Below are 26,112 nucleotides of genomic sequence, written 5' to 3'. Positions count from 1 at the left end.
TTTTTTCTGCCAGAAACTCAGCTGCCTGCACTGATGACAACAGAGGGTCAGCAGCCCGCAACATGATCTGCCTCCTTGAATTTTCTCAGGCTCTGGTCACACTGACACTCTGGTCTGAACAGGAAGCAAAACCATGATAAACACACTGCAACAGGTGCTGGAACAGCGCTACTCCACCAAGGTGTTTGACGCCAGCCAAGGCGCCGAGGAAACCAAGATCCAGGCGCTGATCGACACCCTGCGTTTGGCGCCCTCCTCCATCAACAGTCAGCCCTGGCACCTGTTTGTTATCTCCAACCCCGACGAAAAGGCACGCCTGGCCAAGGCCGCCTGGGATTACAATCAGCCCAAGTTCCGCGACGCCTCCCACCTGTTCGTGTTCTGCGCCAAGACCGAGTTTGGTGCCGGTGAGGTGATGGAGCTGGAGCAACTGGTGGCCGAGGTGCGCGGCACCGACGTCAACCCGGACCGCGTCGCCCTGATGACCAACTACGTAGAGGGGATGGATCCGGCTGATCGCCAGGAGTGGCTGAAGAAGCAGGTGTATCTGCTGTTCGGTCAGTTCCTGCTCTCCTGCGGTCTGCTGGAGCTGGACGCCTGTCCGGTGGAGGGCTTCCTGCCCGAGGAGCTGGACAAACTGATGGGCCTGGAAGAGAAGGGGCTGACCTCAGTGGTCACCGCTCTGGTGGGCGTGCGCTCCAACGAGGACTTCAACACCCTGGATAAAGCGGCCAAGGTGCGCATTCCCCGCGAACGCTTCGTGACCGAAGTGAAGTAATCACGTCTGCATAAAAAAGGGGCGCTCGGCGCCCCTTTTCTTGAATCTATATATCAAAAGTAGTTCAGATACTTCCTGGCATACTTTCGCATCTTTGACGCACCCGCCTCTTTGGACAGCTGCTCGATCAATGGGCGATATTGAGGCTCACCCGAGCCTGCCACCGCTTTGGCCATCCAGGCATAGGCATCCACGGTCAACTTGTCATCCGCCATGGTGGGCGCCTTGGCTTTGAGCTCCGCTGCCAGGGTTTCCAGCAGGTATGGGGTATAGTTATGCTCATAATGCACCCGCTTGGCGCCAATGCGGTTTAGCTCCAGCACATCACTGCGGATCATGTTGGCCAGACGGTTGTCTTGCAGAGACTCACCCTGTTTGAATCCATCAGCATCGTTGATGATGGGGTTCCATAGCTTATGCTGATCCAGGTAGCCCAACGACTTCTTGGCGTACTTGCGTACCTTCTTGTGGAAACCGCTCTGGGTGTACTTCTGAATCTCTGCCCGATATTTCTCGTTGCCGGAAAACGCCAGTGCCTTCAGCAACCAGGCCACATGATCAATGCTTGCCTTGCTCTTGGCCTCGGGAGCGGCCTGCTCCAGGTTGGCGGCGACCACGTCGAACAGGGCCTCGTCACTCAGGCCAGACCATTCCAGGGTTGACGCTGCGGCAGTTTGCTCCACCCTGGAGCCATGCTCGAAAATCTGCTGGTAATAGTTAAGATCAAACTCTTCAGCCCAACTGCTGCTGCAGAACAGCATCAAGGCAACACTCAGGTACTTTTTTAATAGCTGCACGGCTCTCTCCAATAGTCGTCATCTCAAAAACAGAGCAGCCTAGGCCACCCTAAACAAAGCCTGACACCGATTTAATTCGATAACGTTTTTAAAATCAATGGTTTTAGTAAATTGATTGGCCGTCGTTCTGGGGTCGAGTGACGCCCGTCTTCCCCTCTAGAGGATGTACTCCCAAAGAGGTCCTCGCTTACCCAGCTTTCTCAGCATCTCAATATTGCCACTGAGATCCTCATCGGGCAGTACCCAGCGTTGTCTCGCAGCTTTCAGCCTGCTCCTGAACCCTTCCAGATCCAGATCAGGGCTCTGATAATAGCGAGGCGCCAGCAGATCGTCTTCGGCTGACAACAGCCCCTGCTGGATCATCGTCTTGGCCAACAGGGTGTTGGGATACACCCTCATGCCGAAATAGGGAAAGAATACGGTATCCGCCAGGGTATCTGCATTAACCAGCGTCTCCTCGATGCTCTGGGTGGTCTCACCCCAGCCCCCCATGATCATAAAGTGAGCCTGATGAATCCCGAGATCGGCGGCCAGTTCGGCGGTGCGCTGCACATGCTTGACCCGAAACGGCTTGCCGTAACTTTCCAGGGTGATGTCCGACAGGGCTTCGGTACCAAACTCCAGGTGGGTCAGCCCCGCCTGCTGATAGAGCGCGAGCTGAGAGGCGCTTAACCTGTGGGGAGCGAAATAGGCGCCCCACTTGGTAGGCAGCCCCTCTTTGATGAGGGCACGAGATAGCGACTCGTTGAAGTCCGGATTGAGGTTAAACACCGAATCGGTGAAAAACACATAATCGATGCCGTGACTGTCCCAGGCCTCCCTCAAGGTGGTGACAATCTGCTCCACCGGCAGGTTGCGCACCCGGGTGCCGTCAATCAGCGGATAACTGCAATAGACACATTTATGGGGGCAGCCACGCTTGGTCTGGATATTGAGCATGCCGCTTCGCTGCCAGTAGTGAGCCACCAGCTCAGGATCAAAGGTCAGGGTGGGGTTGTCGATATAGCCGCACCTGGGCTGCAACTGACAATCGACGCCGTCCCGACGTACCAAGCCATCCACCTGAGTCAGCTCTCCCCCTCCCTCCAGGGCCCGAATCAGATCGATCAGGGACTGCTCCCCCTCCCCCACCAGGCCAAAATCGCCCTCGAGTTCGGTCAACAGCCGCTCCGGAAACAGAGAGTAGCCAGCACCACCAAGGATAACCGGCGCCTGTGTGCCCTTACGAACAGCCCGGATCACCTCCCCATAGCCCTCGACAAAGCTGCGTTTATGGATTTGGTCCACATCGTCAATGTTGCGCAGAGACACGGCAACGTAATCCGGCGCCAACCCCTGAATTCTCTGGGTAAGCTCCTTGCCTCCCATCATATTCATGTCCACCAGGGACACTCTGAGATCGGGCCACTCCCGGTTGAGATAGCTCTTCAAATAACTCAATCCCAGGGGATAGACGGGATAGGGGGTAGTAAAACGATTGGCGGAGACCAGGGTCAGGTGGGGCACAGCAAAATCCCTAAAAACAGTAGAGGCGCCCCGTGAATCCGGGGCGTTGGGCATTATGGACGAGCGAAGATCAACGAGGTGTTGATGCCGCCAAACGCAAAGTTATTGCTCATCACTTTGTCTATCACCATCTTGCGGCCCGACCCGGTGATGTAGTCCAGATCACCGCACAGCTCATCGACCTGATCCAGGTTAATGGTGGGCGCAAACCAACCCTGTCGCATCATCTCGATGCTCCACCAGGCTTCCAGGGCACCACAGGCCCCCAGGGTATGGCCAACATAGCTTTTCAAAGAACTGATGGGCTTGCGGCCCAGCACCGCCGCGGTGGCGTTGCTCTCGGCCACATCGCCCCTGTCGGTGGCGGTGCCGTGAGCACACACATAACCGATGTCGTCAGCGCTCAGATCGGCGTCATCCAGGGCCTGCTGCATGGCCACCGCCATGGTTTCCTGATTGGGTTGGGTCACATGCAAGCCATCGCTGTTGGTGCCAAAACCAAGCACTTCGGCGTAGATGGTGGCGCCACGGGCCAGGGCGTGCTCCCGCTCCTCCAGTATCAGGGTGCAGGCACCTTCACCAATCACCAGGCCATCCCTGTCTCGGTCAAATGGACGAGGCGTCTGCTGCGGCTGATCATTACGGGTGCTGGTGGCAAACAGGGTGTCGAATACCGCCGCTTCAGAGATACACAGCTCTTCGGCACCGCCGGCCACCATCATCGTCTGGCGGCCGCTGCGGATCGCCTCGAAGGCATAGCCTATGGCCTGGCTTCCCGACGTACAGGCACTGGAGGTGGTATGAACCCGCCCTTTCAGGCCAAAGAACACCCCCACATTGACTGCGGTGGTGTGGGCCATCATCTGGATATAACTGGTGGCCGTCACCCCGGTCATGTCGCCGTCATCAAGCAGACGGCCAAACGCCTTGATGGGATCGGTAGACCCCGTCGAGGAGCCATAGGCGACCCCCATGGCACCACTCTGGATAACGGGATCTCCCAACAGGCCGGCATCGTCGAGGGCCCGCTCGGTGGCAACCGTGGCCATCAGCGACACCCGTCCCATGGAACGCACCGCCTTACGCTTGTAGTGGGCGGGCTTTTCAAAATCGGTTACAGGGCAAGCCAGGCGGGTATGCATCTGCTCGGCACTGTCCCACGCCTCCATACGCACCACGGCATTATCCCCTTTGGCCATGCGCGCCTGAACGCTCGACCAGTCCTGACCTATGGGGGAGATACCGGCCATACCGGTGACCACGACTCGCTTCACAACATGCCTCCGTTCACCGAAATCACCTGACGGGTGATGTACGCGGCGTCATCACTCATGAGAAAGGCCACAGTAGCAGCCACCTCTTCCGGCTTTCCGAAACGGCGAGCCGGGATCTGATCCTTGAGCATCTTCTCATCCAGACCGTCGGTCATGTCGGTGTCAATGAGTCCGGGCGCCACACAGTTAACGGTGATCTTTCTCTTGGCCAACTCCAGAGCCAGGGCCTTGGTGGCACCGATGATTCCGGCCTTGGCGGCGCTGTAGTTGACCTGGCCGCGATTTCCGGCCACTCCTGAGAGGGAAGAGAGAGTGATGATGCGGCCGCCTTTGCGCCCCTGGACCATGGGCATCACTACCGGGTGCACCACATGATAGAAGCCATCGAGGTTGGTGCGCAGCACCCTGTCCCAGCTCTCCTCTGACATGGCGGGGAAAGCAGCATCGTCACTGATCCCTGCGTTGCACACGACCCCATAGTAGGCACCACGGGCCTCAATATCCTGCTCCAGGGCGGTGCGACAAGCGTCGCCGTCGGCCAGGTCGAAACGAACCAGGCTGGCCCGGCTGCCCAGGGCTTCCACCTCTTGGGCCACCGATTCGGCCGCGGCGCTGTTGCTGTGATAGTGCAGCACCAGTTCGACATCAGGACCGGCCAGCTTCAAAGCAATGGCACGTCCGATTCCCCGGCTGGCACCGGTAACTAAAATGCGTCGTGTCATGAGGGAAATCCTAGGTATTCGTTGACGTTGTTGGGCTGAAAGACATTGATCCTGGCACTGGCTACCGGGGCCTGCCCCCGGAAAATGTCACATTGGAAGTTGGCCATGCCGTCTTCATCCTGATAAAGACGCTCTACCCGGATGGTGTAGGGCGTATTGAGAGCAAAAGCGCGTTCGTGAACCTGGTATTTTCGGGTTCCCAGCAGAAAGCCAATGCGTACCTCCTCCCCTCTGCCCCGTGCTTCCACGCCAGCGAGAGTGGCCACGGTCTGAGCCATATACTCCATGCCCACCCATTCGGGCACCCGCCCGGAGTCAGGGTCATAGAAGGGAGAGTCTTCACTCAGAGTCACCTTACAGCTCAGGCTCTCGGCCTCAAGGGATACCAGCTCATCAATGAGAATCATCGGCTCATCATGGGGCAGGTATTGAGAAAGAGGATGGGTCATGATTAGCTTTCGCGCTCCAATATAAGGGCTATGTTGCTGCCACCAAAGGCAAAAGAGTTACTTAAAATGCGTCCACCTGCAGGCAGCCTGTCGAGCTCGCTGGCCAGGCGAACCTCTGCCAGCTCAGGGTCTTTCTCTCCAAACAGCAACTGAGGCGGCAGTTTCCGTTCGGGGTTGCAGTCGCTGAGCAGCCCCCAGCACAGGGCGGCCTCCAGCGCACCCGCGACACCCAGGGTATGTCCGGTCAGGGTTTTGGTGCTGCTCACCGGAACCCGGTCGCCACACAGACGCTCAATAGCGGCACACTCCATCTTGTCGTTCAGTGGCGTGCCGGTGCCATGCAGGTTGATGTAATCCAGGTGCTCAGGCTCCAGAGAGGCTGATTGCAGAGCCTGCCTCATGGCCGCCTCGGCACCCCGGCCCTGCGGGTGCGGCGCTGACACATGATGCGCATCACTGCTCTCCCCGGCCCCCACCAGACGAATGCCGCCGGGTTCACGGGTCATCACGAAGAGCACCGCAGCTTCTCCGATGTTGATGCCATCGCGCTCCCGGGTTAACGGTGAACACTGGTTGTCGGAATAGGACTCCAGGGCATCAAATCCATTGACGGTCAGTTTGCACAGGCTGTCGCTGCCGCCACAGATAACCGCATCGGCCAGGCCACAGTCGAGCAGCCTTGCGGCAGAGGCCATCGCCTTTGCCGCAGAAGAGCAGGCGGTGGATACGGTGTAGGCACAGCCTTCAAGCTCAAACCGTTCCGCCACAAACAGGGCGGCGGTGCCCATCTCCTGCTTACGGTAGTGATAGTCACGCACCGGCTCGCCGGCCTGTTCTTCGGCGAGGGTCAGTTCATACTCCTCAATGCCGGAGGTGGAGGTCCCCAGAACCACGGCAATGCGTTCGCCGCCATGCTGAGTCTTCAGCGCCTCGACCTGCGCCGCAACCCGATCACAGCAGACCGCCAACATGCGGTTGTTGCGACAATCCCAGTGGTTCAGGTGTTGCGGCAGAGGCCGGTCCAGATTCGGAGCCTGACCCACCACGTAATTTCGCTCACCACCGAAGCTGTCCGAGGGGGTCATAATGGGCTGGCGGCTGCCGAGCACCCGGTCCACCAATGTCTGAATATCCTGTCCAAGCGAGGAAAACAGTGCCGGAGGGCTCAATCGATAGCTGGTCACAGAGCCTCCCGACTCAAGGTATTGATGGTCATGGTCAGTCCATAATTATGATGCTCGACCCGGGTGTAGTTGTTTGAATGGCTCAGTGTCATCAGCCGCTCGCTGTCCTGCCACAGCTGCCTCTGCCTCAGATCCCCTGTGGTGGTCTCCGTCAACCCCGCGCCACTCAATGCCGCTTCCACGCCGGCAAGAGGGTATTCGCTCAGCTGAACCATGGCCAACAACCAGGCCGGATCCAGGGTGTCCGGCAAACCATGGTTGCGGGACTCCAGATGCCGACCGTCCCATTTCAGGGATAAGCTGATCTGGCCGGCTGCCCCGGTCGCCGCAAGCACCATGCTTCCCGGCGTGCTTTCACGCACCCCCTGAAGCGTCATTTTGGGTGTGCCCGGCACCTCGATGACGATCTTCTCTATCTGCCTCTGGCTCAGCGTCCCGGCAGGGGACAACAGACAATAGCCGACTCCGGGGGCCAGATAGGGGCAGGTCTCCCCCTTCAGCACAGCACAGCCATTTAATAACAGGGCCAGCAACAGCGTCAAAAGCCCCTTCACTGACATAACGCCACCAGGGCCGCCAGGCGGCGGTCACTTTCGCGAACCAGAGGGTTGGCCTCGTCCCAGGCGTAACCTGCAAGAATGGCACTGACCATATCACGTATGTCACTGTTTGGATTGGGATGGAACATCAGCGTCTGAAAATCGCCTCGGTACCAGGCTTTGACATAGGTCTTGAAGGTGTTGACCCCCTGCTGGAGCGGCCTGGCATACTGCTGCTGCCAATCCACGGTGTTGCCCTCCAGCTGCTCCCCCAGCACTTGTGCGGCCAGCACCGCCGACTTCATGGCGATGGTCACTCCGGACGAGAACACGGGATCCAGGAACTCACCCGCATTGCCCAGCAGGGCAAAACGCGGGTCTGCCAGAGTGGTAACATCGGCAGAGTAGCCCTTGAGGCTCTGGACAGGACGATCGAATTGGCTGTCGGTCAATACAGACGCCAGGCTGGGCGTCGCGGCCACCCAGGCCTTGAGCTGCTCCTCCCAGGGCACCCCCTCCTTGAAGAAGTGCTCCTCTCCCACCACGCCGAGAGAAGCACGGCCATCTGAGAAGGGGATCAGCCAGAACCACAGGTCCTGATGCTCAGGGTGGACGGTAATCAGGATCTTGTTGCGATCGAACCGGCCTTCGGCGTTATCCTGGATGTGGGTGAAGATGGCCCGCCGCGACGGAAAGTCTGAGGGTCGCTCGAGCTTGAGAAGCTTTGGCAGCACCCGGCCAAAGCCGCTGGCATCTAGAACAAAATCGCACTCAATGCGATAGCTCTGTCCATCGGCCTCCACACAGAGCTGGGCCCCCTTCTGCTGCAGAGTCACACCCACCAGGGTATGGCCATAACGAATCTCCACTCCCTGGGCTTCGGCGGCGTCGGCAAGGCGTTTATCAAAATCGGCTCTGGGCACCTGATAGGTGGTCCCCGGTCCCGGAGAAAACTTCTCGCGAAAATCGAACTCGGTGTACCGCTGACCCCAGGCAAATGCGGCGCCGTTCTTATGCTGGTAGCCCCCCTGCTCTACGGCATTCAGCAAGCCAGCCTGCTCCATGAAGGCCATGCATTGAGGCAGCAGGCTTTCTCCAATGGAGAATCGGGGAAACCGATCCCGCTCCAATACGACCACATCCCGCCCTTGCTTCTTCATCAAGGCGCTGACCAGTGCGCCAGAGGGGCCGGCACCAATCACCACCACAGTGCGCTTCTCCGTGTGCATCTTTATCTGTCCTTCTCATCATTTGTCAGGGCCATGGTGGACAGCACCAGTGCCGTCATTAATCCGAGGCTGAGGCTTTGGCCAAAGGCCGCCAGGGCGGGCGTCTGAGACAGGCCCAGCATGCCGAAGGCGACGACTGTGGACACCACACTCAGACCGATGGCCAGGGCACACCGGCCCAACTCAGTGGGACCGGAGGTTGCCAGAAACAGGGATTGATCCAGGGCGATACCAAACATCAGCAACAGCCCCAGCATATGGAAAAGGTTAAGGGGAGTGCCCAGCAGGCCCCACAGAGCCAGCACCATCAGGGCAGAGAGTGTCGGGGGCGCCAGTATTCGAATGGCGGATTTCAGACCATAGCTGCGACTCACCAGCAACAACGCCGCCAGCAGGATGAGCCCCATGACCACCGACAAGGCCTGCCGATAATGCGCCATAAACTGACTGAGGTCCTCCACCCTGTCCAGATACCTTACTCCACTGCCAGCCGCGATGGCGCGCAGAGAGTCGATGTCGGCCACTCCCTCGAGCAGGATCACCGTCCTCCACCCATGCTCCCCTTGACCCAGCCACTGCATCTGCAAGGGCGCCAACGCGGCCTGTGACAGCCAAAGTTCCGGAGTGAGTAAAGGGGCCTGCTGAATCGTCTGAGACAGACTGGACAACAAACCCGGGGCAAACCCCATCTCCAGCATCATGGACTCCAGTTCGGGGCTCTGATAACGGCGGGCCAGAAGCTGACGGTCACTCCGCTGCTGCGCCAGAGAAGGCAGGGAGTCAGACGCCCGGCGATAGCCCTTGAGGGCACCGGACGCCACTAAGCCGTCCAGCCCGACACGCAACGCCTCTTCAGCCTGCAAAACCTCTTCCGCCGTAGCCGCTTCCACCAACAACATGCGACTCTGATCAGGCTGAGGCAACAGAGATTGCAACCGCTCCTGTTGTGTCAGCAACTCAGGGGCACTGTGCTGCAGGTGACGAATATCGTCATCCACCCCCAAACGACTGAGCCCCGCCAAGACCAGCGCCAAAAACGGCGCCCAAAACAGGGTTGAGCCGGTCAGACGACGTGCGGTCAGTGCCAGGGTGCGCGCTGCCGGGGCCAAACCTGGCGCCACGCCTGGCGAATGAAAACCCATGGCGGGCATCCACTGAACCGTGACAAAGGCCCAGCACAGTCCGGCAACGGAAAACACCGCCATCTGCTTGAGGCCAGGAAAGGGCAGCAGCAACATCACCAGGTAGGCCAGACAGGAGCTGATCAGCGCCAGGGCCATAGGCCGACGCAACAGGGCCGCGGCCCGTCGACTGTTGCCTGCGCCATGACAACTCAGGTGCAGGGTATAATCCACCGCCACTCCGACCAGGGTGGTACCGAACACCAGGGTGATGGCATGCAGCTCACCCAGCAGCAACAGGCAGGCGGCCACTCCCACCGTCATGCTTGACCCCACCACCAGCAATAGCCAGCCCAGGGGCATCAGTCGCCGAAACGCCAGCCAGGAGAGCAGAATCACCATCAGCAATGACGCGCTGCCCAGCAGAGTCATCTCCTGGCGAGCGGATCGGGCCGCCTCGGCGGCATGGAACAGCACCCCAGCTCGGCTGAGGCTGATCTGAGGATGCGCCTCCTCGAACCGGGACAACTGGTCGAACACCCGCTGCTGCAGCCCCATATCGAAGGCACTGGTGCCGACACGCCACTGGCTCAGCAGTACCTGCTGTTGGCCCAGCCGGCGCTCCAGCGCCAGGTTGCCGGGGTGCCAGTTGCCCTGGTCGCCGGCCAGAGAGGAGAGAAACTCAGGAAACAACAGCAGGGGGTCCTGACTGATAAGCCCTGCGGCCGGCGTCGTCCCCGGGGTCGCCAGAGCACGCAGCAGCGGCCTGATCCACAACTGGGGATTGTCCTGCTTCAGCCTGGCCCGAGCCTCATCGGTGAGCAAGCCAAAGCGGTAGGGAAACAGCGCCGTTCCCAGGGCAAGATGCTGCTCACTGCCGGGGGCCACCAGGGTGAGCCCGGCTCGCTCCAGCTCTGGCACCAGTGACGCCAGGGCCTGGCGTGTCTGACCGGTTTGTGGGCCTTCCATCATCAGGAACAGGGTATTGGCTCCGGACTCGGCCAACCGCTCCAGCACCACGGTCGCGGGGCTGGAGTCGTCGGCGCTCGGCAAGAGTGCGGTGATCTCCGTATCCAGGCGGGGAAGCCGGAACTCCAGTCGAACAGCCGCCGCCGAGAAAAGCAGCAGCAACAAACCCAGCCAGAGCACCCAGCCCTGGCCGGCAGAGACGTGGCGGCGCTCAGAAGCGAGCACGTTCATCCTCCTTCAGTTCACCGAAACGAATGTCGCTGAAACCTATTTCTGTGGGCTGTGCGGCGGTGTCGGTCAGAGTGAGCCCGAGGATCTGCCGCTGTTCACCGCGGATCTCTATGGTGCTGAACAGCCTCGTCATGGGCTCCGCCTTGGGCACCAGCTGAAGGCGCCAGCTCTCTAAACTGCCCTCCCCTGTCAGGGTGAAGTGCTCCCTGAGGGTATCCAACTGTCCCTGCATCAACGCGGCAATCACAGGTGCAAAGGGCCCCGCCTGCATCTCCACAGACTCTCCGTCCATGGTTAACTTACCCTGGCTGAGGATCATCTCCTGGGGCCAGGGGGTGACCTGATCCCAGATGAGTCCCATCCCGGGGGCCATCAGATACTCCCCTTCGCTGACCATGGGCCTGGACAGAAACGCCAGGGTCTTGGACTGGGTAAATTGGCCTCGCACAGGCTGGTTATTGTCCAGCAGCGACTGCAGGGCACTCAGTTCCAGCGCCTGCGCTCCGCCGGCCAGCGCCAACAGCAAGGGGATCAACCATCGAGCCATGGGGACAACCTCTCTCGTAATACCGGCGGCGAGACCAGGCACATCTCACCGGTGTCGTTGTGTACCGCCACCTGCACCGTCTCTCCCTTGACCAGGCGGCGGCCGGTTTCCGCGTCCAGCACCTTGTAGCGAATCTTCAGCCGCTGCTCCCACTCCACCAGCTCCGCATGGACCTCCAGCTTCTGCTCAAAGGTCGACGGCTGGGGATAGCGCACCTTGAGGTCGATGATGGGCCAGCGGTAACCGGACGCCTCCATCTGCCGATAGTTATATTGGAATGAATCCAGCAGCGCACATCGAGCCAACTCGAAATAGCGCAAATAATTGCCGTGCCATGTGATTCCCATGGGATCGCAGTCGTGAAACGGCACCTCCACCCGGACCATCGCAGAAGGCAGCGCACTCATCAGGGCACCTGCCAGTACTGCTGCTGAATCTGAGTGGCCGTCTGACGCAGGCTGTGCTCCAGGGGGCGATCCTCAATCACCAGGTCAAACTCCTGAGCCAACTGCGACATCAGGGCGGTGATTCCTGAGGTCAGCGGCTGCTCACCCTCTAGGCGGCGACGCAGGCACACCGCCTGGTAGCTGGCCAGAAGCAGGGCCGAAGCAACCTGTTCGGTGAGCGTCAGCACTCTCAGGGCATCCCGAGCGGAGATGGTGCCCATACTGACCTTGTCCTGGTTGTGGCACTCGGTGGAGCGGCTGAACACCGACGCAGGCATCGTCTGCTTCAGCGCTTCCGCGGTCCAGGCGGACGCCCCGATCTGCACCGCCTTGAAACCGTGGTTGATGGCGGCGCGCTCGCCCGTCGAGGCGGACAGGTTGCGGGGCAATCCGTTATTGAATTTGGTGTCCACCAGATGAGCCAGCTGCCGGTCCATCAGATCCGCCAGGTTGGCCACCGCATTCTTCAGGCTGTCCATGGCAAAGGCGATGTGGCCGCCGTAGAAATGGCCACCATGGAGAATTCGGCCCGCTTCGCCATCGATGATGGGGTTGTCGTTGGCACTGTTGAGCTCGGTTTCGATGGTCTGCCGCAAAAACGGCAGGACGTCCGCCAGCACCCCCACCACATGAGGGGCACAGCGCAGAGAGTATCTGTCCTGCAGTCTTGGGGGATTGGGGTTGCCATCGTTGCCACCGAGATCCTGATAGATCCAGTGAGCCACCTCTGCCTGGCCGGGGTGAGGCTTGGCCTGAAACAGCAGCGGATCGAAATGGTAGGGGTTGCCCTTGAGGGCAATGGAGCAGAGGGCGGTCATCCTGGCGCACAGGCGGCTCAGGTATTCGGCCCGGGCGAAGGCATCACAGGCCAGGGCGGTCATCACTGCGGTGCCGTTCATCAGCGCCAGGCCCTCTTTGGGGCGAAGCACCAGCGGCTGCCAGCCCAACTCGGCATAGACATCCTGGGTATCACGCACCTCGCCGTGATAATAGACCTCTCGCTCCCCCACCAGCACGGCGCCGATGTAGGAGAGCGGAGTCAGATCGCCGCTGGCGCCCACCGAGCCCTCCTCTGGGATGCGGGGGATGATGTCATGGTTGAGCAGGTCAACCATGCGTTGCAGCAGAGCCACACTGACGCCGGAGCGGCCGATCACCAGAGACGCCAAACGCGCCGCCAGTACCGCCCTGCCTTGACGCAGATCCAGATGGCGCCCCAGGCCACACCCGTGGAAGCGGGTCAGGTGCAGGGGCAACTCCTCCACCAGGTGATCCGGGATGGACACGGTGCAGGAATCGCCGTAGCCGGTGGTCACACCGTAGATCTCACCGTCCTGCCTGAGCAGGGTATCCAACAGGTCGGCGCTGCGCTGCAGCCGTCCTAGCACCTGTTCACTATCACTCAGGCGCACCTTGGCGCCATCGGCAATGGCGTTCACCTGCTCTATGGTCAGAGCGCTCTCGCCCAGGGTGATGATCCCGCTCTGGAGGGCGGAGGTCGTCTGCTGTTCCATGATCAATCCTTATCAAGCTGCAGGGCATCGTCCCGCAGCCAGAAATCATAAAAGTTGAACCAGTGGAGCGGGTGCTTGAGCACCTGCTGCTCCAGTCGGGCGGCGTAGTCGTCTATGCAGCGGCCAATCTGCGCCTGCCGCTCTTTTCTCGGGCCCTTGAGCGAATCCGACAGCTTCTCCATGTGAAGCTCGGGAGTCGGCAGCCCCAACATCAGGTAGACCGGGCACTCCAGAACGGAGGCGAGCACATAGGGCCCTACGGAGAAGGGCGCCGGCGCCCCCAGGAAGGAGGCATAATGAACTCGGCCAAAGTTGCTGGCAGAGGTGCGATCGCCGGCGATGATCACCAGCTCGCCGTTGGAGACCCGCTCCTGCAGCAGCATGGCCGTCTCCACCCCAAGGTCATCCACCTGAAGCAGCTCCACCTGAGATTCAGGGTTGAGCTCCTTGAGGATGGCGTTGAATTTGGCCGCATGACTGGTCAGGGCCAACACATTGATTCTGGGTTTGAACTGACTCTCGGCCGCCGCCCGAAATATCTCGATGTTGCCAAAATGCGCGGTCAGAATCACCGCCCCCCGGCGCTGTTCAAACAGCTCCACCAACAGGTGACGATTGGGGAACTGGGCAGGCCCCACGTCCAGCCGGCCGCTCCAGGCGTCCAACTTGGCCAGTGCCGCCTGTCCGAAATTCAGGAAATGGCGATAGCTCTGCCAGTGGCCCGGGCGAGGTGCTTCCGCCCCCTGCTTGGCCTTGGCGACCCGATAGAGAAACTCCCTAGAGGCATTCCTGGCCTGGGTGCCGGTCAGATAGAAATAGCCAATCAGCAGCGGCAGGAACCCCTGGCACAACCAGCGACCACCATGACGATAGAGCCAAAGCAGGGTCTTCAGGCCCCACATGGCACCGCGCTCCGAGGCATTGCTCCAGTGTTGGCTGCGACTTTTACGAAACAGCAGCCGGGGGGCCCGCCACAACATGCCAAACACAAGGCGGGTATGCATCTTACTGATCAGCCAGTTGTCTTCCAGGGCACGGAAATGGGACAGGCCCTGTTCTGGATAGATCACCTTGGTGGGCCGCTGAATAATGGGCACCCCCTGCCAGTGCATGCGCACCATGATCTCCGGATCAAAGTCCATGCGGTCCCCCAACGTCTGGGTGCGCAGAACCTCCACCACTGATGCCAGGGGGTACACCCTGAAACCGCACATGGTGTCTTTGAGCTCCAGGCTCAGGGTCTCGATCCAGACCCAGACGTGGGTCAGGTATCGGGCCCAATATCGGTGACGGGGCACTGAATCATCGTAACTGGGGATGCCGGTGATCAGCGCCTGGGGGTGTTCCCGGCACAATCCCAACAGCTCAGGCAGGTCCTCTAGGTCGTGCTGACCGTCGGCGTCCACCTGAATCGCATGGGTGTACCCCTGGTCAAACGCCCAGTTCAGCCCACTTTTTACCGCCGCGCCTTTGCCACCATTGTGGGGTCGCTGCACCAGCTTGACCCAGGGGCGGTCGGCGATCAGTTCATCCAGCGCCTCACGGTGCGCCGCGGCAGAACCGTCATCCACCAGCACACAGTCGATGCCGTGGCGAGCCAGAGAGGCCAGCACCGGCGGCAGTTGCTTGCTGTGGTTGTAATGCGGAATCAGCAGGCAGGGTGTCATGCACTCTCCGTCTCAAATACGATGCGACCGCTGGAGTAGCGTTTGTCGCCACTGAAATAGGCAAAACGCACCCGGGCATCATCCAGCTGCTCCAGCTCCAGAGTGACACTCTGCCCCGGCAACTGCAGATGCTGAAACTTGACGACGTCCAGCCGAGTGCAATACTCCGCCATGGGGAATGTCTGCTGAGCCTTGCGAATCGCCCACTGAAGTTGCACCACTCCGGGCAACACCGGAGCGCCATTGAAATGACCGCGAAAATAGTCCAAATCTTCGGGAATCGTCATCTCAAAGCTGTGCAATGGGCCATCCTGAGTGTGTGCCACCCAAAGAGGATCAACCTTGGTTAACATCAAAAAGCTCCAATAATGCGGTCCGGGGCAGCTTGCCCTGACTGTTGTAGGGAAGTTGATCCCGGTAGCGCCAGCGTCTGGGCAGGGTCACCCGCTCAAATTCCCCCATAAGGGCCTGCTTCAACCTCTCGGACAAGCCCCGGTGGCCGACCTCTGCCAAGGATTGCTGACCGGCCACGGTCAGCTCGAGGGCAGCCCCCAACTGGGCGCGTCGGCCAGGCAGCATCACCAGGGCCGCCTTGCGAACCCATGCCGATGATTCCAGGGCACGCTCCATAGCCACCAGGTTGACCCGTTTTTCCGCCAGCTTGACGGTGCGATCAGCCCGGCCAAGGAGGCAAAAACCCTCGCCCGCCGACTCCACCAGATCATCGGTAAGATACCAGCTGTGGGGGTCAACGAAGGCTGAACGAAGCTGCAGTCGCTGCGCTTCGATACGCGTTTCCACCCCGGGGAAGGGAAGCCAGGCCGGATTCGGTTGCGCCGCAGAGGTCTGTCGCCGGGCTATCCCCCCGGTCTCTGTACTGCCATAAATCTCCACCACGCCCTCTCCCCAGCCCTGAGCTCTGGCTACCGCCGCAGAACGAGCCAGGGGTCCGCCGGAACTGAACGCCAACCGGGGTACCCCCTTTCCATTCAGGTCCCAACGCTCCAGCACAGAAGGACTGGCAACCAGCACCGCAGGCGCATACTTCAGCAGTGCGCCTTCGATGCACTCGGGATAGCGCAGGGTTTGAGCCAAAAAGGGGCGACCGCTGACGAAAGGCCAGAGAACACGAAACAGCAGGCCATAGATGTGCTGGTGTGACACGCTGGCGATCACGGTGGTCCCCGCCAACCTTGGCCCAAACATCTGCTCAAGGGCGGCCAGCTCCGCTTCTATCTGCTCCAGCGTCTTTTCCACCGGCTTGGCATCACCGCTGCTGCCTGAGGTGAACAGCCGCAGCCTGCCCTGCTGACTCCAGCGCACAGGCCCTGGCTGGCCACAGGCGGGTTGCCAGTCATCGTCCATCTGAAGTTGGTGTTCTGAGGCCAACTTGGCCAGCGACTCCGGCTGACCATTGGCGGGCAGCACTACCTCAATGCCCAGCCCCAACAGGGCAAGCAGGCGAACTAGAAATGTGCCACTGCACTCGCTGTACAGCATGACCCGGCTTACACCTGCCGGCACAGAACTCTGAACACGAGCCACTCGCCGACGCAGGGCCTCGAGGTCGACGCAGCCCTCACCGGTGATGACACAGCTGACGCTGTCATCGCCCATCAACGCCTGACCGATACTCAGCCTCATTGCACCGCCTCGTGCTTGGGTCGCACCAACCATTCACCGGCCATGAGCACCCCCATTAACCCATAAGAGATCAGGCCATTGTAGATGGCCCACCACTGCAGATCGCCCATCAGTACAGTCGCCAGCGCCAGGCTGCCATTGATCACGAAGAAACCGCACCAGACCCGGGTCACCCGCACCAGGTAGGGGCGGGCAGCGTCGGGCAAGTCGGGATGACGCAGGCGAGCGAACCGTTCAATCATACTGGGGCCCCGCTTCAACGTCAGGGCAAAGGTCACCAGCATCACAAGATTCACCATGACCGGGTACCACATCAGCACCTGATCCTGGCGGGTGACCCCGTAGAGCATCACCAGGGCACATCCGGCCGCAGGCAGCAGCCGGCTGCCTGCCGGGGCCAGAATGGCTCTGGCCGCCAACACCAGAAACAGGAGGGCAGCCAGAATCATCCCTCCTCCCTGGTTCACCGACAGGAACACCAGGACGGGGTAAGCCAGCAGCAACAGGGTTGCCATCACTGCCAACAGGCGTTTCATCACGCGGGAATCAGCTTTTCCAGGGCGTCCAGAACGTCGTTTACGGTTCTCACGGCCTTAAATTCCTCAGGCTGAATCTTCACCCCGGAAGACTGCTGTAGCTTGATGACCAGGTCCACAGCATCGATGCTGTCCAGGTCCAGATCTTCGTAGAGGTTGGCGTCCGGCTGAATGTCATCGGCGTCGATCTCAAACTCGTCGATCAGGATGGCGGACAGCTCCGCAAGCAGTTGCTCTCTGCGGCTCATTACAGGGACTCCTGTTTTTTCTGTGTTTCGATAAAGTTGGCCAGCGCAGTCACACTGGCGAAGTGAGAGCGGGTATCCTCTGCGTTGGGATCCAGCTTCACACCGTATCGTTTCTTGATGGCTACGCCCAACTCCAGGGCGTCAATGGAGTCCAGTCCGAGGCCTTCAACAAACAGAGGTTCGTCAGATTCGATCTCTTCGGGGGTGATCTCTTCAAGTTCTAAGGACTCGATGATCAGCTGCTTCAATTCCAGTTTCAGTTCGTTCATTCGGGTGTAGCTCCATGTTGTAACCGGCCTCAAGGCGACGAGTCAGTTGTCGTACCTGGAGAGACTCGGGTAATTCTGGGTCCGGGGCATAGTTGACCTGCTCGCCCACCCTGAGATCAATAACGAATCGCCGGGGGGCCACATGATACCAAGGAGTCCCCTTAGTCAAAGTGGTCGGTGTGCAACGGATTGTAACCGGCAGCACGGGCGCCTGATTACGTAAAATCAGCCTGGCGGCGCCCCGCTGCATGCTGATGGGGTTGTCTGGGGTGGTTCGGGTGCCTTCAGGGAACACGATGAGGTTATCGCCTCGCGCCAGGCGCTCTTTAACGTCACGAACCACGTACTCGGGATCGTCGTTAGCAATGTAACCCGCGGCCTTAATCACCCAACGCATAAAGGGGTTGCGCAGCAGGGACTGTTTCACAATGCAGTTGGTGTGAGGTACCACGGAGATCATCACCACCACATCCAACAGGCAGGGATGATTGGCAATAATGATGCACCCCCTGGCCTGCGCGAGACGTTCTGGCTTGTCCACCTCGACCCGGGTTACCCACAGCAGCTCCATGAAGCGGACAAAGCCACGAAACATCAGGTGCACACAACGTTGAGCCCGGCGCTCCTTCACCATGGGTTTCCCCGGTAACATCGCCAGCAGGGGAAAAAACAGCAAGCCGGTCACCAGCCCGCCCACCCCGAAGAGGGTAAAACTCAGGCCGGTCACGACAATGCGATAGAGATGATACAGCTGCCCCATCACGACTCCAGGCTCCACCGCAAACACCGGCGCTCCTGACTCACCACGCGCTCCCCTTCTCCCTTGTGCAGCAAACTCAATAGCTGCCAGGCAGGCTGGTCACAGGACTCTGGGGTGTCAGTGGTCGTTTCGGCCACCAATTGACGTGGGGCTGTTAAAGAGAGTCGGATACCTAAGGCAATGGCGGGTTCCTCCGCATTGCGAAACCGCTCAGGCAGGGGCACATCCACATAGATGACCAGCACGTCTCTCCCCGGCTCGAGCATGGCCCGAGCCTCCACCAAAGCGGAGAACAGGGTGTCACGCCCTGCCGCGATGGATGTGGAAGCAGACTGATTTGAAAAATGGATACCGTAAGCCCCAGAAGCGGAGTTGTGCACTGACTGGCTGAATTTGGTGGGAGAGGGAGCGTCGCCGCCAAAAATACCCTCTAACATGGTCATGGTATGCGCCACCTCTCCATGCTGAGAGGCAAACACAGACGGAAGGTCATGAGACTCATCCAGAGCGGAAGCAACATGAAGCGCCATTTTAGACAGACGAGTGAGCCTGCGGCGCTGCATCGCTGGCACCACACTCACAACAGGTGCATCGCCTTGATCGCTCCAGGGATACTCAGGCAGCGATTCCAGTTCCATGGAACCTCCTGAACACCACCCTTCCCACTCCAGAATAGGGAATATCTGCTTCATGTTTTTCTTGATTTAAACTAAATTCGAAAGGCCGCCAAGCGGGCGCTACCATAGCCCTTTTTTACATATGTTACAACAAGAGGCCTCTGAATCAGAGTCACCAGTGATGACAATAACTCTAAATAGGTCCGCAATCACAAAACAACAGAAGATCAGAGTGGGATTGGCCGAATTTTCAGCACCATCAAATGATAGAAAACTGAAAGAACAACAAAGAGATGCGGTAAAGGCTCTGTTTGCAGAACTTAACGATGATGGCGCACTTCCCGACAGCTGGCACCGCACCCCATCGGGGCAGCCACGTTTTCTAGACTCGCAGTGGCAGATCTCCATCAGCCACAGCGGCCATTTCGTTGCCATCGCACTGTGCCTGAATGCCTCCATAGGGGTGGACATTCAATTGGAAAAAAATAACAAACTCCATCAGTATGCCGATTACCTGAAATGGCCAAAAGATCAACTATTTCGTCGTTGGTGCCTGTATGAGGCGACGTTTAAGGCGGCGCAAGATATAACGCCAGACCTGATCAAGAAAGTTGGTGAAATAGATATCCCGTCAAACCCTGCCCCCTTCCCTTGCCTGGAATCCTGGGCCCTGTGCTGGTCTCCCGTAAATGGGTTGAGCGCCAGCTTAGTTTGCAGCGACAGTTTGCTGAAGCAACCCATCTGTACTAACTTGAAATTCAGCGCGTTATAACAACAAACCCGCACTATCAGGTGATTCCATCACAGGCGGCCCTCCGGCCTCCTCAAGGAGACTTGAATGCGATTTATGCTGCTTACCCTGCTGTTGATGAATCTGTTCGGTTGCGGTCATCGATTCTTCTATTCGCCAAAGAGCGCCGACGTAATGCGCATCGGCTCAGGCATCGACAACTACTTCCTGGACTCCCGCTCCGGCAATCAACTTCACGTTCAGCTGCATAGCCCCCCGGGCTACGCCAAAGGCACGGTGATCCATTTTCACGGTAACCGTGGACATCTTGACGAAACCGGCGAAAAAGCGCTGTGGCTGGTGAATGAAGGCTATCAGGTCCTCCTGTTTGATTATTCAGGTTTCGGCTTATCCGGCGGCAAGGCCAGCAAAGAGGCACTGGCTCTGGACGCTCGCTCTCTGCTCGAACACGCCGTTGCTCGACCGAACTTTCACTCTCTGCCTCGAATCATCCTCGCCACCTCTATGGGCGGTGCCATAGCACTCGATGGGTTGGCACAAAGCGGGCTTGAACACCAATTCGACTTACTTGTGCTGGACAGCTCCTTCGATGACTACCTGCTACTGGCACAGGACGTTGTAAGCACTTACCCCGGTGGCACTCTTTGGCGCAACCTGATGCCGCTGCTGATCAACACCGATGACGCACCGAAAGAACGGATAAGGTCATTGAATCACCTGCCAGTGGTCATCAGTCACTGCAGTCAGGACCGGTTGATTCCGGCAATACGTTCTATACAGCTCTATGAGGCTGCGCAGACACAGAAGGAGTTTTGGCTGATGCCTCTATGCGCTCATGCCAGAACCTTTACCAGTGACCACCCACAGCATCAAAGTAGATTACTGCTTCGGTTCGATCAGCTTGCAACTCCCTCTTTACCTTCGCGCCGAAGTCAATTGGCCGGTCCATCAGCCAACCCCTAGACTGCAGGCTACTCACGCTCATCCATGGCCACCCGGGCCGGGTCTGGCCGGGTCCACTGGCAACGCTGGCTGGCATCGGAGACCACATACCCCAGCATCACACCGACACAGCTGAGGCCAATGGCGATGCCAATGGCGGCCTGAGCCTGGCTGGCAAAGAGCGCCACCGCCGCACTGGCGGCAAAGCTGATGCTGATCTGGATGCAGTTCTGCAGCCCTGCTCCAGTCGCCGGGCACTCCCTCGCCTGCCCCAGGGCCCGGTTGACGGCGATGGGATAAAGGGCACCATTGGCGGCGGCCAGTAAACAGAAGGGCAGCAACATCGGCCAGATAACCGGGAGGGGCAGCAGGGAGACGACCGTCAGCAACAGTGAGGCAAAACCAAACAACACCAACAGCTGCTTCAGTAGCCACTCATCCCCCATTCGCTCAACCAGTCGCTTGCCCAGGTAACCGCCCGCCATGAAAGCCAGTGTCTGCGGCAAAAACACCATGGCGATATCGGCGGCAACGTATCCCATCCCGGTCATCACCCTGGGCAGGCCGGTCAGAAATGCGAAGAAGGCCGCCGAGCCGAAGCTGTAGATCAGCACATTACCCAGATAACCGGGCCGTCGCAGCAGCAAGCCGAAATCGGCGGCGATACTGCCTCGGCAAGCCAGTGGCCTGCGCGGCGTACGGCTCAGGGTCACCAGCAGACAGGCCAGTCCCATCAGCGCCAGCCCGACAAATATCCCCTGCCAGTCAAACCACTGCATCAGCGCTACCCCGAGTTGAGGTGCCAGTGCCGGGGTCAGCGCCACCAGGGGCATGATGCTGGCAAACAGGCGCTGCGCCTCGCGTTCACTCTTTTCCGAGATCACCATCGCCTGCCAGATCACCGCGGCAGAGGACACCCCGACCGCCTGCAGGGCCCGCAAGGCGAGCAGTTGCCAGATACTGTGACTGTAGGCAATGGCCACCGAAGCCAGGACAAAAAGCGTCAGGCCAGTCAGCAGCGCACTGCGGTGCCCCAGCCGGTCAGAAACCGCCCCCCACAGCAGTTGCCCCATGGCCAGGCCCGCCAGAAACACCGACAGGGACAGCGCCACCGCTTCCGGGCCACTGCCAAAGAAATCCTGCATCCGCTCGAAGGCGGGCAGATACATGTCGGTGGCGACAAATCCCAGCATCGACAGAGCCGCCAGGTAAACCATCTCCAGTTTGGTGGTTTTCACTATAAATACCTTTCAATAATTTTCATCGAGCGAGGTGGCGCCAGCCCCTTGTATATCAACGGACAGGATTGTATTTGTCGTATCGAAGAAAATTAAACGATATTATCCTGGGTTATCATTCAAAAATTTTGATGCCAAATGTTTGCCAAAACCGATCTCGAACTGCTGGATTGCGTCGCCCGCCTGGGCAGTTTCACCGCCGCCGCCGGTCAACTGCACAAGGTGCCCTCCGCCATCAGCTACCGGGTGCGCCAGATGGAGGGGGAGCTGGGGGTCGAACTGTTCCATCGCCTGCCTCGTCGGGTCGAGCTGACCGAAGCGGGCCAACACTTCATCACCCAAGCCAGGGCAATGCTCAGGCAGATGGAGGAGGTCAAAGCCCAGACCCAGAGGGTCGCCAGTGGCTGGCAGCAGACCCTGCGCCTGGCCCTGGACAATGTGGTCAAGCCCCACAGGATCACCGCCCTGATTCGGGATTTCTATCGCCACTTCGACAACGCCGAGCTGGTGATCAGCATGGAGGTGTTCAACGGCGTGTGGGACGCCCTGGCCGAGGGCCGGGCAGAGATTGCCATTGGCGCCACTTCCGCCATCCCGGTCGGCGGGGACTTCGGCTATCTGGACATGGGCGAGATCGACTGGGCCTTTGTGATGGCGGCTCACCACCCCCTGGCCAACAACAAAGATCTCAATGAAGAGGTCATCGGTCACTACCCCGCCATCAGCCTGGAAGACAGTGCCCGCACCCTGCCCAAGCGCAGCAACTGGCAACTGCCTCACCAACGTCGGCTGATGGTGCCCGACTGGCCCAACGCCATCGCCTGCTTCAGTGAGGGGCTGGGACTGGGCTGCATGCCCCGCCACTACGCCGAGCCGCTGATTGCCCGGGGCATCCTGGTAGAAAAAAGTCTGCCCACCCCACGCAGTCCCAGCCACTGCTGCCTGGCCTGGCGCAAGGACGAGTCCAACGCCCTGCTGGCCTGGGTACTGGACTATCTGGGCGAGGACAGAGACCAGTTGAACCGGGAATGGCTGAACTGATTCGGCCCTGGACAAACCAGCTTACACAATTTTTCCTGTTCCCAATTTGCTGAGATCCAGTACTTTTCACCAGTAAATCCCGGGTGTTAACCACAGCTTAATATCCTGAATCCGGTTTATTGGTCGGCGGCTCCCCGACGGCGCCGCCCGAGGTTTTTCACCGCCTTACGCCTATGGTATCGTGCCCGCGCCACAACACCCCGCCGCACCAAACTCATAACCAGAGCGGCCGTGGGATTCACCCTTTAGAAGGAAACCGCTCGTGCCATTTCGCTCCCTTATCCTGGGCCTGTCGCTGATCGCAACCGTCGCCCTGGCCGCCGATCCGCTGCTGGTCGCCGGTGACAAGTTTCGCCAGCTAGAAGAGCTGCTGCCCACCCCCAACAGCTACCGGACCGCCTCCGGCGCCCCCGGTCACCAGTACTGGCAACAGCAGGCGGATTACCGCATCGATGTAACTCTGGATGACACTAATCAGAGCCTGTCCGCAGAGGAGGTGATCACCTACACCAACAACTCACCGGATAGCCTGCGTTACCTGTGGTTGCAACTGGACGCCAACCGTTTCCGCCAGGACTCCATGGCCAACCGCATGCGCACCGTGTCGGTGGCCGACGAGGGAGACAAGGCAAACCGCATCGACATGGGCAGCTACCGCCGGGAGCTGATGACCCAGGTCCACCCCTCCGGCATCAACCTGACCCGGGTCAGTGGCAAGGACGGACAAGCCCTGAAATACACCCTGGTGGACACCCTGATGCGGGTGGACCTGCCCAAGGCCCTGAAATCCGGCCAGAGCTTCGAGCTGACCATTGGCTGGCACTACCAGATTCATGAGCAGAAAGCCCTGGGTGGTCGATCGGGCTACGAGTACTTCGAGCGGGACGACAACTACCTCTACGAAGTGGCCCAGTGGTTCCCCCGCATGGCGGTCTACAGCGACGCCCATGGCTGGCACAACAAACCCTTCCTGCGCCATGGCGAATTCACCCTGGAGTTTGGTGACTATGAGGTGAACATCACCGTGCCCGCGGACCATGTGGTCAGCGCCACCGGCACCCTGACCAACCCAGACAAAGTGCTGACCCGCACCCAGCGTCAGCGCCTGAAACAGGCCAGAGAAGCTGACACGCCGGTGTACATCATCACCCAGGCCGAGGCCCTGGAGAACGAGAAGCGCCGCAGCAAGGACACCAAGACCTGGCGCTTCAAGGCGGACAAGGTGCGTGACTTTGCCTGGGCCTCCTCCCGCAAGTTCCTGTGGGATGCCCAGGGCTATAAGAAGGGCGGCACCGACACCCTGGCCATGTCCTTCTACCCGGAGGAAGCGACGCCACTGTGGGACAAGTACTCCACCGCCGCCATCGTCCACACCATCGACGTCTACAACAGCTACAGCTTCGACTACCCCTACCCGGTGGCGATCTCGGTCAACGGTCCGGTGGGCGGTATGGAGTACCCCATGCTCTCCTTCAACGGCCCTCGTCCTGAGATCAACAAGGAGGATCGCAGCGACCGCACCTGGTCCAGGCGCACCAAGTACGGGCTGATCACGGTGATCATCCACGAGGTGGGCCACAACTACTTCCCGATGATCGTCAACTCCGATGAACGCCAATGGACCTGGATGGATGAGGGGCTCAACACCTTCGTTCAGTACCTGGCCCAACAGGCGTGGGAGGAGGAGTACCCCTCCAAGGGCGGCGAACCCCAGGAGATCATCTCCTACATGAAGAGTGAGGGTCAGGTGCCGATCATGACCAACTCCGAGTCGATTCTGCAGTTTGGCAACAACGCCTATGCCAAGCCAGCCACCGCCCTGAACATCCTGCGGGAAACCATCCTGGGCCGTGAACTGTTCGATTTCGCCTTCCGGGAATACGCCGAACGCTGGAAGTTCAAACGACCCATGCCCGCAGACTTCTTCCGCACCATGGAAGACGCCTCCGGTATCGACCTGGACTGGTTCTGGCGCGGCTGGTTCTACACCACGGATCACGTCGACATCAGCATCGACCGGGTGCGTCACTTCACGGTGAACACCAAAGACCCTGACATCGAGTCCCAATGGCAGCGCCAGCAGCATCAGGAGAAACCGGAAACCATCACCGAGCTGCGCAACCAGGGGATGCCTCGCTTCATCGACGGCAAACCCGCGCAGCAGGACTTCTACAACGAGCATGACCGGTTCACCGCCACCAACAAAGACCGCAACGACTACGCTAAGATGCTGGCCAAACTGGAGCCGTACGAACGGGAGCTGCTGCAGGACGATCACAACGTCTACCTGTTAGACTTCTCCAACCTGGGTGGCCTGGTGATGCCCATCATCCTGGAGCTCAGCTACGACGACGGCACACAGGAGTCGCTCACCCTGCCCGCTGAAATCTGGGTGAAGAACGCTCAAAAAGTGACGAAGATGCTGGTACGGCCCCAGGAGAAAAGGCTAACCTCTGTGGTGGTTGACCCCCATTGGCAAACCGCCGACACCAGTGTGGACAACAACCATTATCCGAGACAGATCCTGCCCTCCAGGCTGGAGCTGTTTAAGGAGAAAAAGAAGAAGAACATGATGCAGAAGTTCGCCGAACCTCTGAAGGAGGACGGTAAGGAGACCCAATGAGACTCTGGCTTCTGGTCCTGGCGCTGCTCAGCGGCGGCGCCTGGGCCCACAATTTCCACTTTGGACTGACCGAAATGGCCTTGAGCCGCAACGGTCAGTCCCTGGAGATCATCCACCGCTACAGCGCCCGGGATATGGGGCGCGCCCTGGAGCTGCCTGCCAGCAAAGGCTTCGCCGATGCCGAATTGCAGCTGGAGCAGTACCTGAGCCAGCACTTCAGGCTGGAGACCGATACCGGGCTGCAGCTGGAACCAAACTGGGTGGGCATCGACCCCACGGTAAAGGATATCCTCATCTATCAGGAGCTGCCCATTGGCGAATATCGGGGACACCCCCTGACCATCACCCTGACCCTGCTGCAGGAGGTGGAACCCAGTCAGGTGAATACCCTGAACCTTCAGGATTTCCGCCAAACCCAGAGCTGGCAGCTCAACCGGGCCCAGCCCTCGGTGACTCTGACCCTGCCCTGA

Annotated in this window: 27 protein-coding genes; 6 read left to right on the top strand and 21 right to left on the bottom strand. The window is 59.6% G+C overall.

From position 1 onward, the window contains the following. Positions 1-133: 133 nt before the first annotated feature. The gene (locus G505_RS0103435) at positions 134-778 is read left to right on the top strand and encodes a nitroreductase family protein (protein WP_028108310.1); all 645 of its coding nucleotides are present in this window, start codon (positions 134-136) and stop codon (positions 776-778) included. Positions 779-831: 53 nt separating this feature from the next. On the opposite strand, the gene G505_RS0103430 is transcribed toward G505_RS0103435, so the two are convergent. The 20 genes from G505_RS0103430 to G505_RS20455 form a co-directional block, all read right to left on the bottom strand. Continuing rightward, positions 832-1,575, bottom strand: coding sequence for a hypothetical protein (locus G505_RS0103430; RefSeq protein ID WP_051215855.1), 744 nt, complete (start codon positions 1,573-1,575; stop codon positions 832-834). Positions 1,576-1,731: 156 nt separating this feature from the next. Then, entirely contained in the window at positions 1,732-3,081 is a 1,350-nt protein-coding gene (locus G505_RS0103425; RefSeq protein ID WP_028108308.1) for a lipid biosynthesis B12-binding/radical SAM protein, read from the bottom strand. Positions 3,082-3,134: 53 nt separating this feature from the next. Then, positions 3,135-4,355 carry a beta-ketoacyl-ACP synthase gene (locus G505_RS0103420; protein WP_028108307.1) on the bottom strand — a complete coding sequence of 407 codons (1,221 nt, stop codon included), beginning with the start codon at positions 4,353-4,355 and terminating at the stop codon, positions 3,135-3,137. Continuing rightward, the gene (gene fabG, locus G505_RS0103415) at positions 4,352-5,077 is read right to left on the bottom strand and encodes a 3-oxoacyl-ACP reductase FabG (protein WP_028108306.1); all 726 of its coding nucleotides are present in this window, start codon (positions 5,075-5,077) and stop codon (positions 4,352-4,354) included. Before fabG ends, G505_RS0103420 begins: the two co-directional genes overlap by 4 nt. Beyond that, positions 5,074-5,526, bottom strand: coding sequence for a hotdog family protein (locus G505_RS0103410; RefSeq protein ID WP_028108305.1), 453 nt, complete (start codon positions 5,524-5,526; stop codon positions 5,074-5,076). Before G505_RS0103410 ends, fabG begins: the two co-directional genes overlap by 4 nt. Before the next feature lie 2 nt (positions 5,527-5,528). Beyond that, positions 5,529-6,710: a beta-ketoacyl-ACP synthase gene (locus G505_RS0103405; protein WP_028108304.1), complete on the bottom strand. Its 1,182-nt coding sequence runs from the start codon at positions 6,708-6,710 to the stop codon at positions 5,529-5,531. After that, positions 6,707-7,270, bottom strand: coding sequence for a DUF3261 domain-containing protein (locus tag G505_RS0103400; RefSeq protein ID WP_028108303.1), 564 nt, complete (start codon positions 7,268-7,270; stop codon positions 6,707-6,709). Before G505_RS0103400 ends, G505_RS0103405 begins: the two co-directional genes overlap by 4 nt. Further along, positions 7,261-8,478, bottom strand: a complete 1,218-nt coding sequence (locus tag G505_RS0103395) for an NAD(P)/FAD-dependent oxidoreductase (protein WP_035385020.1) — start codon at positions 8,476-8,478, stop codon at positions 7,261-7,263. Before G505_RS0103395 ends, G505_RS0103400 begins: the two co-directional genes overlap by 10 nt. Before the next feature lie 2 nt (positions 8,479-8,480). Further along, entirely contained in the window at positions 8,481-10,793 is a 2,313-nt protein-coding gene (locus G505_RS0103390) for an MMPL family transporter (RefSeq protein ID WP_157509006.1), read from the bottom strand. Further along, entirely contained in the window at positions 10,780-11,346 is a 567-nt protein-coding gene (locus G505_RS0103385) for a LolA family protein (protein WP_157509005.1), read from the bottom strand. The genes G505_RS0103390 and G505_RS0103385 overlap by 14 nt, the downstream gene beginning before the upstream one ends. After that, a complete protein-coding gene (locus G505_RS0103380; RefSeq protein ID WP_028108299.1) occupies positions 11,331-11,753 on the bottom strand; it encodes an acyl-CoA thioesterase in 423 nt (140 codons plus the stop codon). The genes G505_RS0103385 and G505_RS0103380 overlap by 16 nt, the downstream gene beginning before the upstream one ends. After that, positions 11,753-13,306: an HAL/PAL/TAL family ammonia-lyase gene (locus G505_RS0103375; RefSeq protein ID WP_028108298.1), complete on the bottom strand. Its 1,554-nt coding sequence runs from the start codon at positions 13,304-13,306 to the stop codon at positions 11,753-11,755. Before G505_RS0103375 ends, G505_RS0103380 begins: the two co-directional genes overlap by 1 nt. A gap of 2 nt (positions 13,307-13,308) precedes the next feature. Beyond that, complete coding sequence (locus G505_RS0103370) at positions 13,309-14,973, bottom strand: glycosyltransferase family 2 protein (RefSeq protein ID WP_028108297.1); 1,665 nt, start codon at positions 14,971-14,973, stop codon at positions 13,309-13,311. After that, on the bottom strand, positions 14,970-15,326 hold the full coding sequence (locus G505_RS0103365) for an ApeI family dehydratase (RefSeq protein WP_051215854.1): 357 nt from the start codon (positions 15,324-15,326) through the stop codon (positions 14,970-14,972). Before G505_RS0103365 ends, G505_RS0103370 begins: the two co-directional genes overlap by 4 nt. Next, positions 15,310-16,617 carry an AMP-binding protein gene (locus tag G505_RS20465; protein ID WP_051215853.1) on the bottom strand — a complete coding sequence of 436 codons (1,308 nt, stop codon included), beginning with the start codon at positions 16,615-16,617 and terminating at the stop codon, positions 15,310-15,312. The genes G505_RS0103365 and G505_RS20465 overlap by 17 nt, the downstream gene beginning before the upstream one ends. Continuing rightward, positions 16,614-17,153 (bottom strand): COG4648 family protein, encoded by a 540-nt coding sequence (locus tag G505_RS0103355; protein ID WP_028108295.1) that lies wholly within the window; start codon positions 17,151-17,153, stop codon positions 16,614-16,616. The genes G505_RS20465 and G505_RS0103355 overlap by 4 nt, the downstream gene beginning before the upstream one ends. After that, positions 17,153-17,401 (bottom strand): acyl carrier protein, encoded by a 249-nt coding sequence (locus tag G505_RS0103350; protein WP_028108294.1) that lies wholly within the window; start codon positions 17,399-17,401, stop codon positions 17,153-17,155. The genes G505_RS0103355 and G505_RS0103350 overlap by 1 nt, the downstream gene beginning before the upstream one ends. After that, positions 17,401-17,670, bottom strand: a complete 270-nt coding sequence (locus G505_RS0103345; RefSeq protein ID WP_028108293.1) for a phosphopantetheine-binding protein — start codon at positions 17,668-17,670, stop codon at positions 17,401-17,403. Before G505_RS0103345 ends, G505_RS0103350 begins: the two co-directional genes overlap by 1 nt. Then, positions 17,615-18,430: a lysophospholipid acyltransferase family protein gene (locus G505_RS20460; protein ID WP_051215852.1), complete on the bottom strand. Its 816-nt coding sequence runs from the start codon at positions 18,428-18,430 to the stop codon at positions 17,615-17,617. Before G505_RS20460 ends, G505_RS0103345 begins: the two co-directional genes overlap by 56 nt. Then, positions 18,430-19,068, bottom strand: a complete 639-nt coding sequence (locus G505_RS20455) for a beta-ketoacyl synthase chain length factor (RefSeq protein WP_051215851.1) — start codon at positions 19,066-19,068, stop codon at positions 18,430-18,432. Before G505_RS20455 ends, G505_RS20460 begins: the two co-directional genes overlap by 1 nt. Positions 19,069-19,285: 217 nt before the next feature. Here G505_RS20455 and G505_RS0103330 point away from each other — a divergent pair, with 217 nt between their 5' ends. Together G505_RS0103330 and G505_RS0103325 are read left to right on the top strand one after the other, a co-directional pair. Continuing rightward, a complete protein-coding gene (locus tag G505_RS0103330; RefSeq protein WP_157509003.1) occupies positions 19,286-19,819 on the top strand; it encodes a 4'-phosphopantetheinyl transferase family protein in 534 nt (177 codons plus the stop codon). Positions 19,820-19,885: 66 nt separating this feature from the next. Further along, positions 19,886-20,761, top strand: coding sequence for an alpha/beta hydrolase (locus G505_RS0103325; protein ID WP_028108291.1), 876 nt, complete (start codon positions 19,886-19,888; stop codon positions 20,759-20,761). Positions 20,762-20,769: 8 nt separating this feature from the next. Here G505_RS0103325 and punC read toward each other — a convergent pair whose 3' ends face one another. Beyond that, the gene (punC, locus tag G505_RS0103320) at positions 20,770-21,978 is read right to left on the bottom strand and encodes a purine nucleoside transporter PunC (RefSeq protein ID WP_028108290.1); all 1,209 of its coding nucleotides are present in this window, start codon (positions 21,976-21,978) and stop codon (positions 20,770-20,772) included. 138 nt (positions 21,979-22,116) lie between these two features. Between punC and punR the strand changes: the two genes are divergently transcribed. The 3 genes from punR (at position 22,117) to G505_RS0103305 (ending at position 26,112) form a co-directional block, all read left to right on the top strand. Further along, the gene (gene punR, locus G505_RS0103315) at positions 22,117-23,019 is read left to right on the top strand and encodes a DNA-binding transcriptional activator PunR (protein ID WP_028108289.1); all 903 of its coding nucleotides are present in this window, start codon (positions 22,117-22,119) and stop codon (positions 23,017-23,019) included. A 262-nt stretch (positions 23,020-23,281) separates the two neighbouring features. Continuing rightward, positions 23,282-25,642 (top strand): M1 family metallopeptidase, encoded by a 2,361-nt coding sequence (locus tag G505_RS0103310; RefSeq protein WP_051215850.1) that lies wholly within the window; start codon positions 23,282-23,284, stop codon positions 25,640-25,642. Further along, the gene (locus G505_RS0103305; protein WP_028108287.1) at positions 25,639-26,112 is read left to right on the top strand and encodes a DUF6702 family protein; all 474 of its coding nucleotides are present in this window, start codon (positions 25,639-25,641) and stop codon (positions 26,110-26,112) included. Before G505_RS0103310 ends, G505_RS0103305 begins: the two co-directional genes overlap by 4 nt.

The sequence above is a fragment of the Ferrimonas futtsuensis DSM 18154 genome (assembly GCF_000422645.1).
In the GTDB taxonomy this organism is placed as follows: Bacteria; Pseudomonadota; Gammaproteobacteria; order Enterobacterales; family Shewanellaceae; genus Ferrimonas; species Ferrimonas futtsuensis.
The sequence above is the reverse complement of the archived record's forward strand: the minus strand, read 5'-3'. Positions and strand labels throughout refer to the sequence as shown.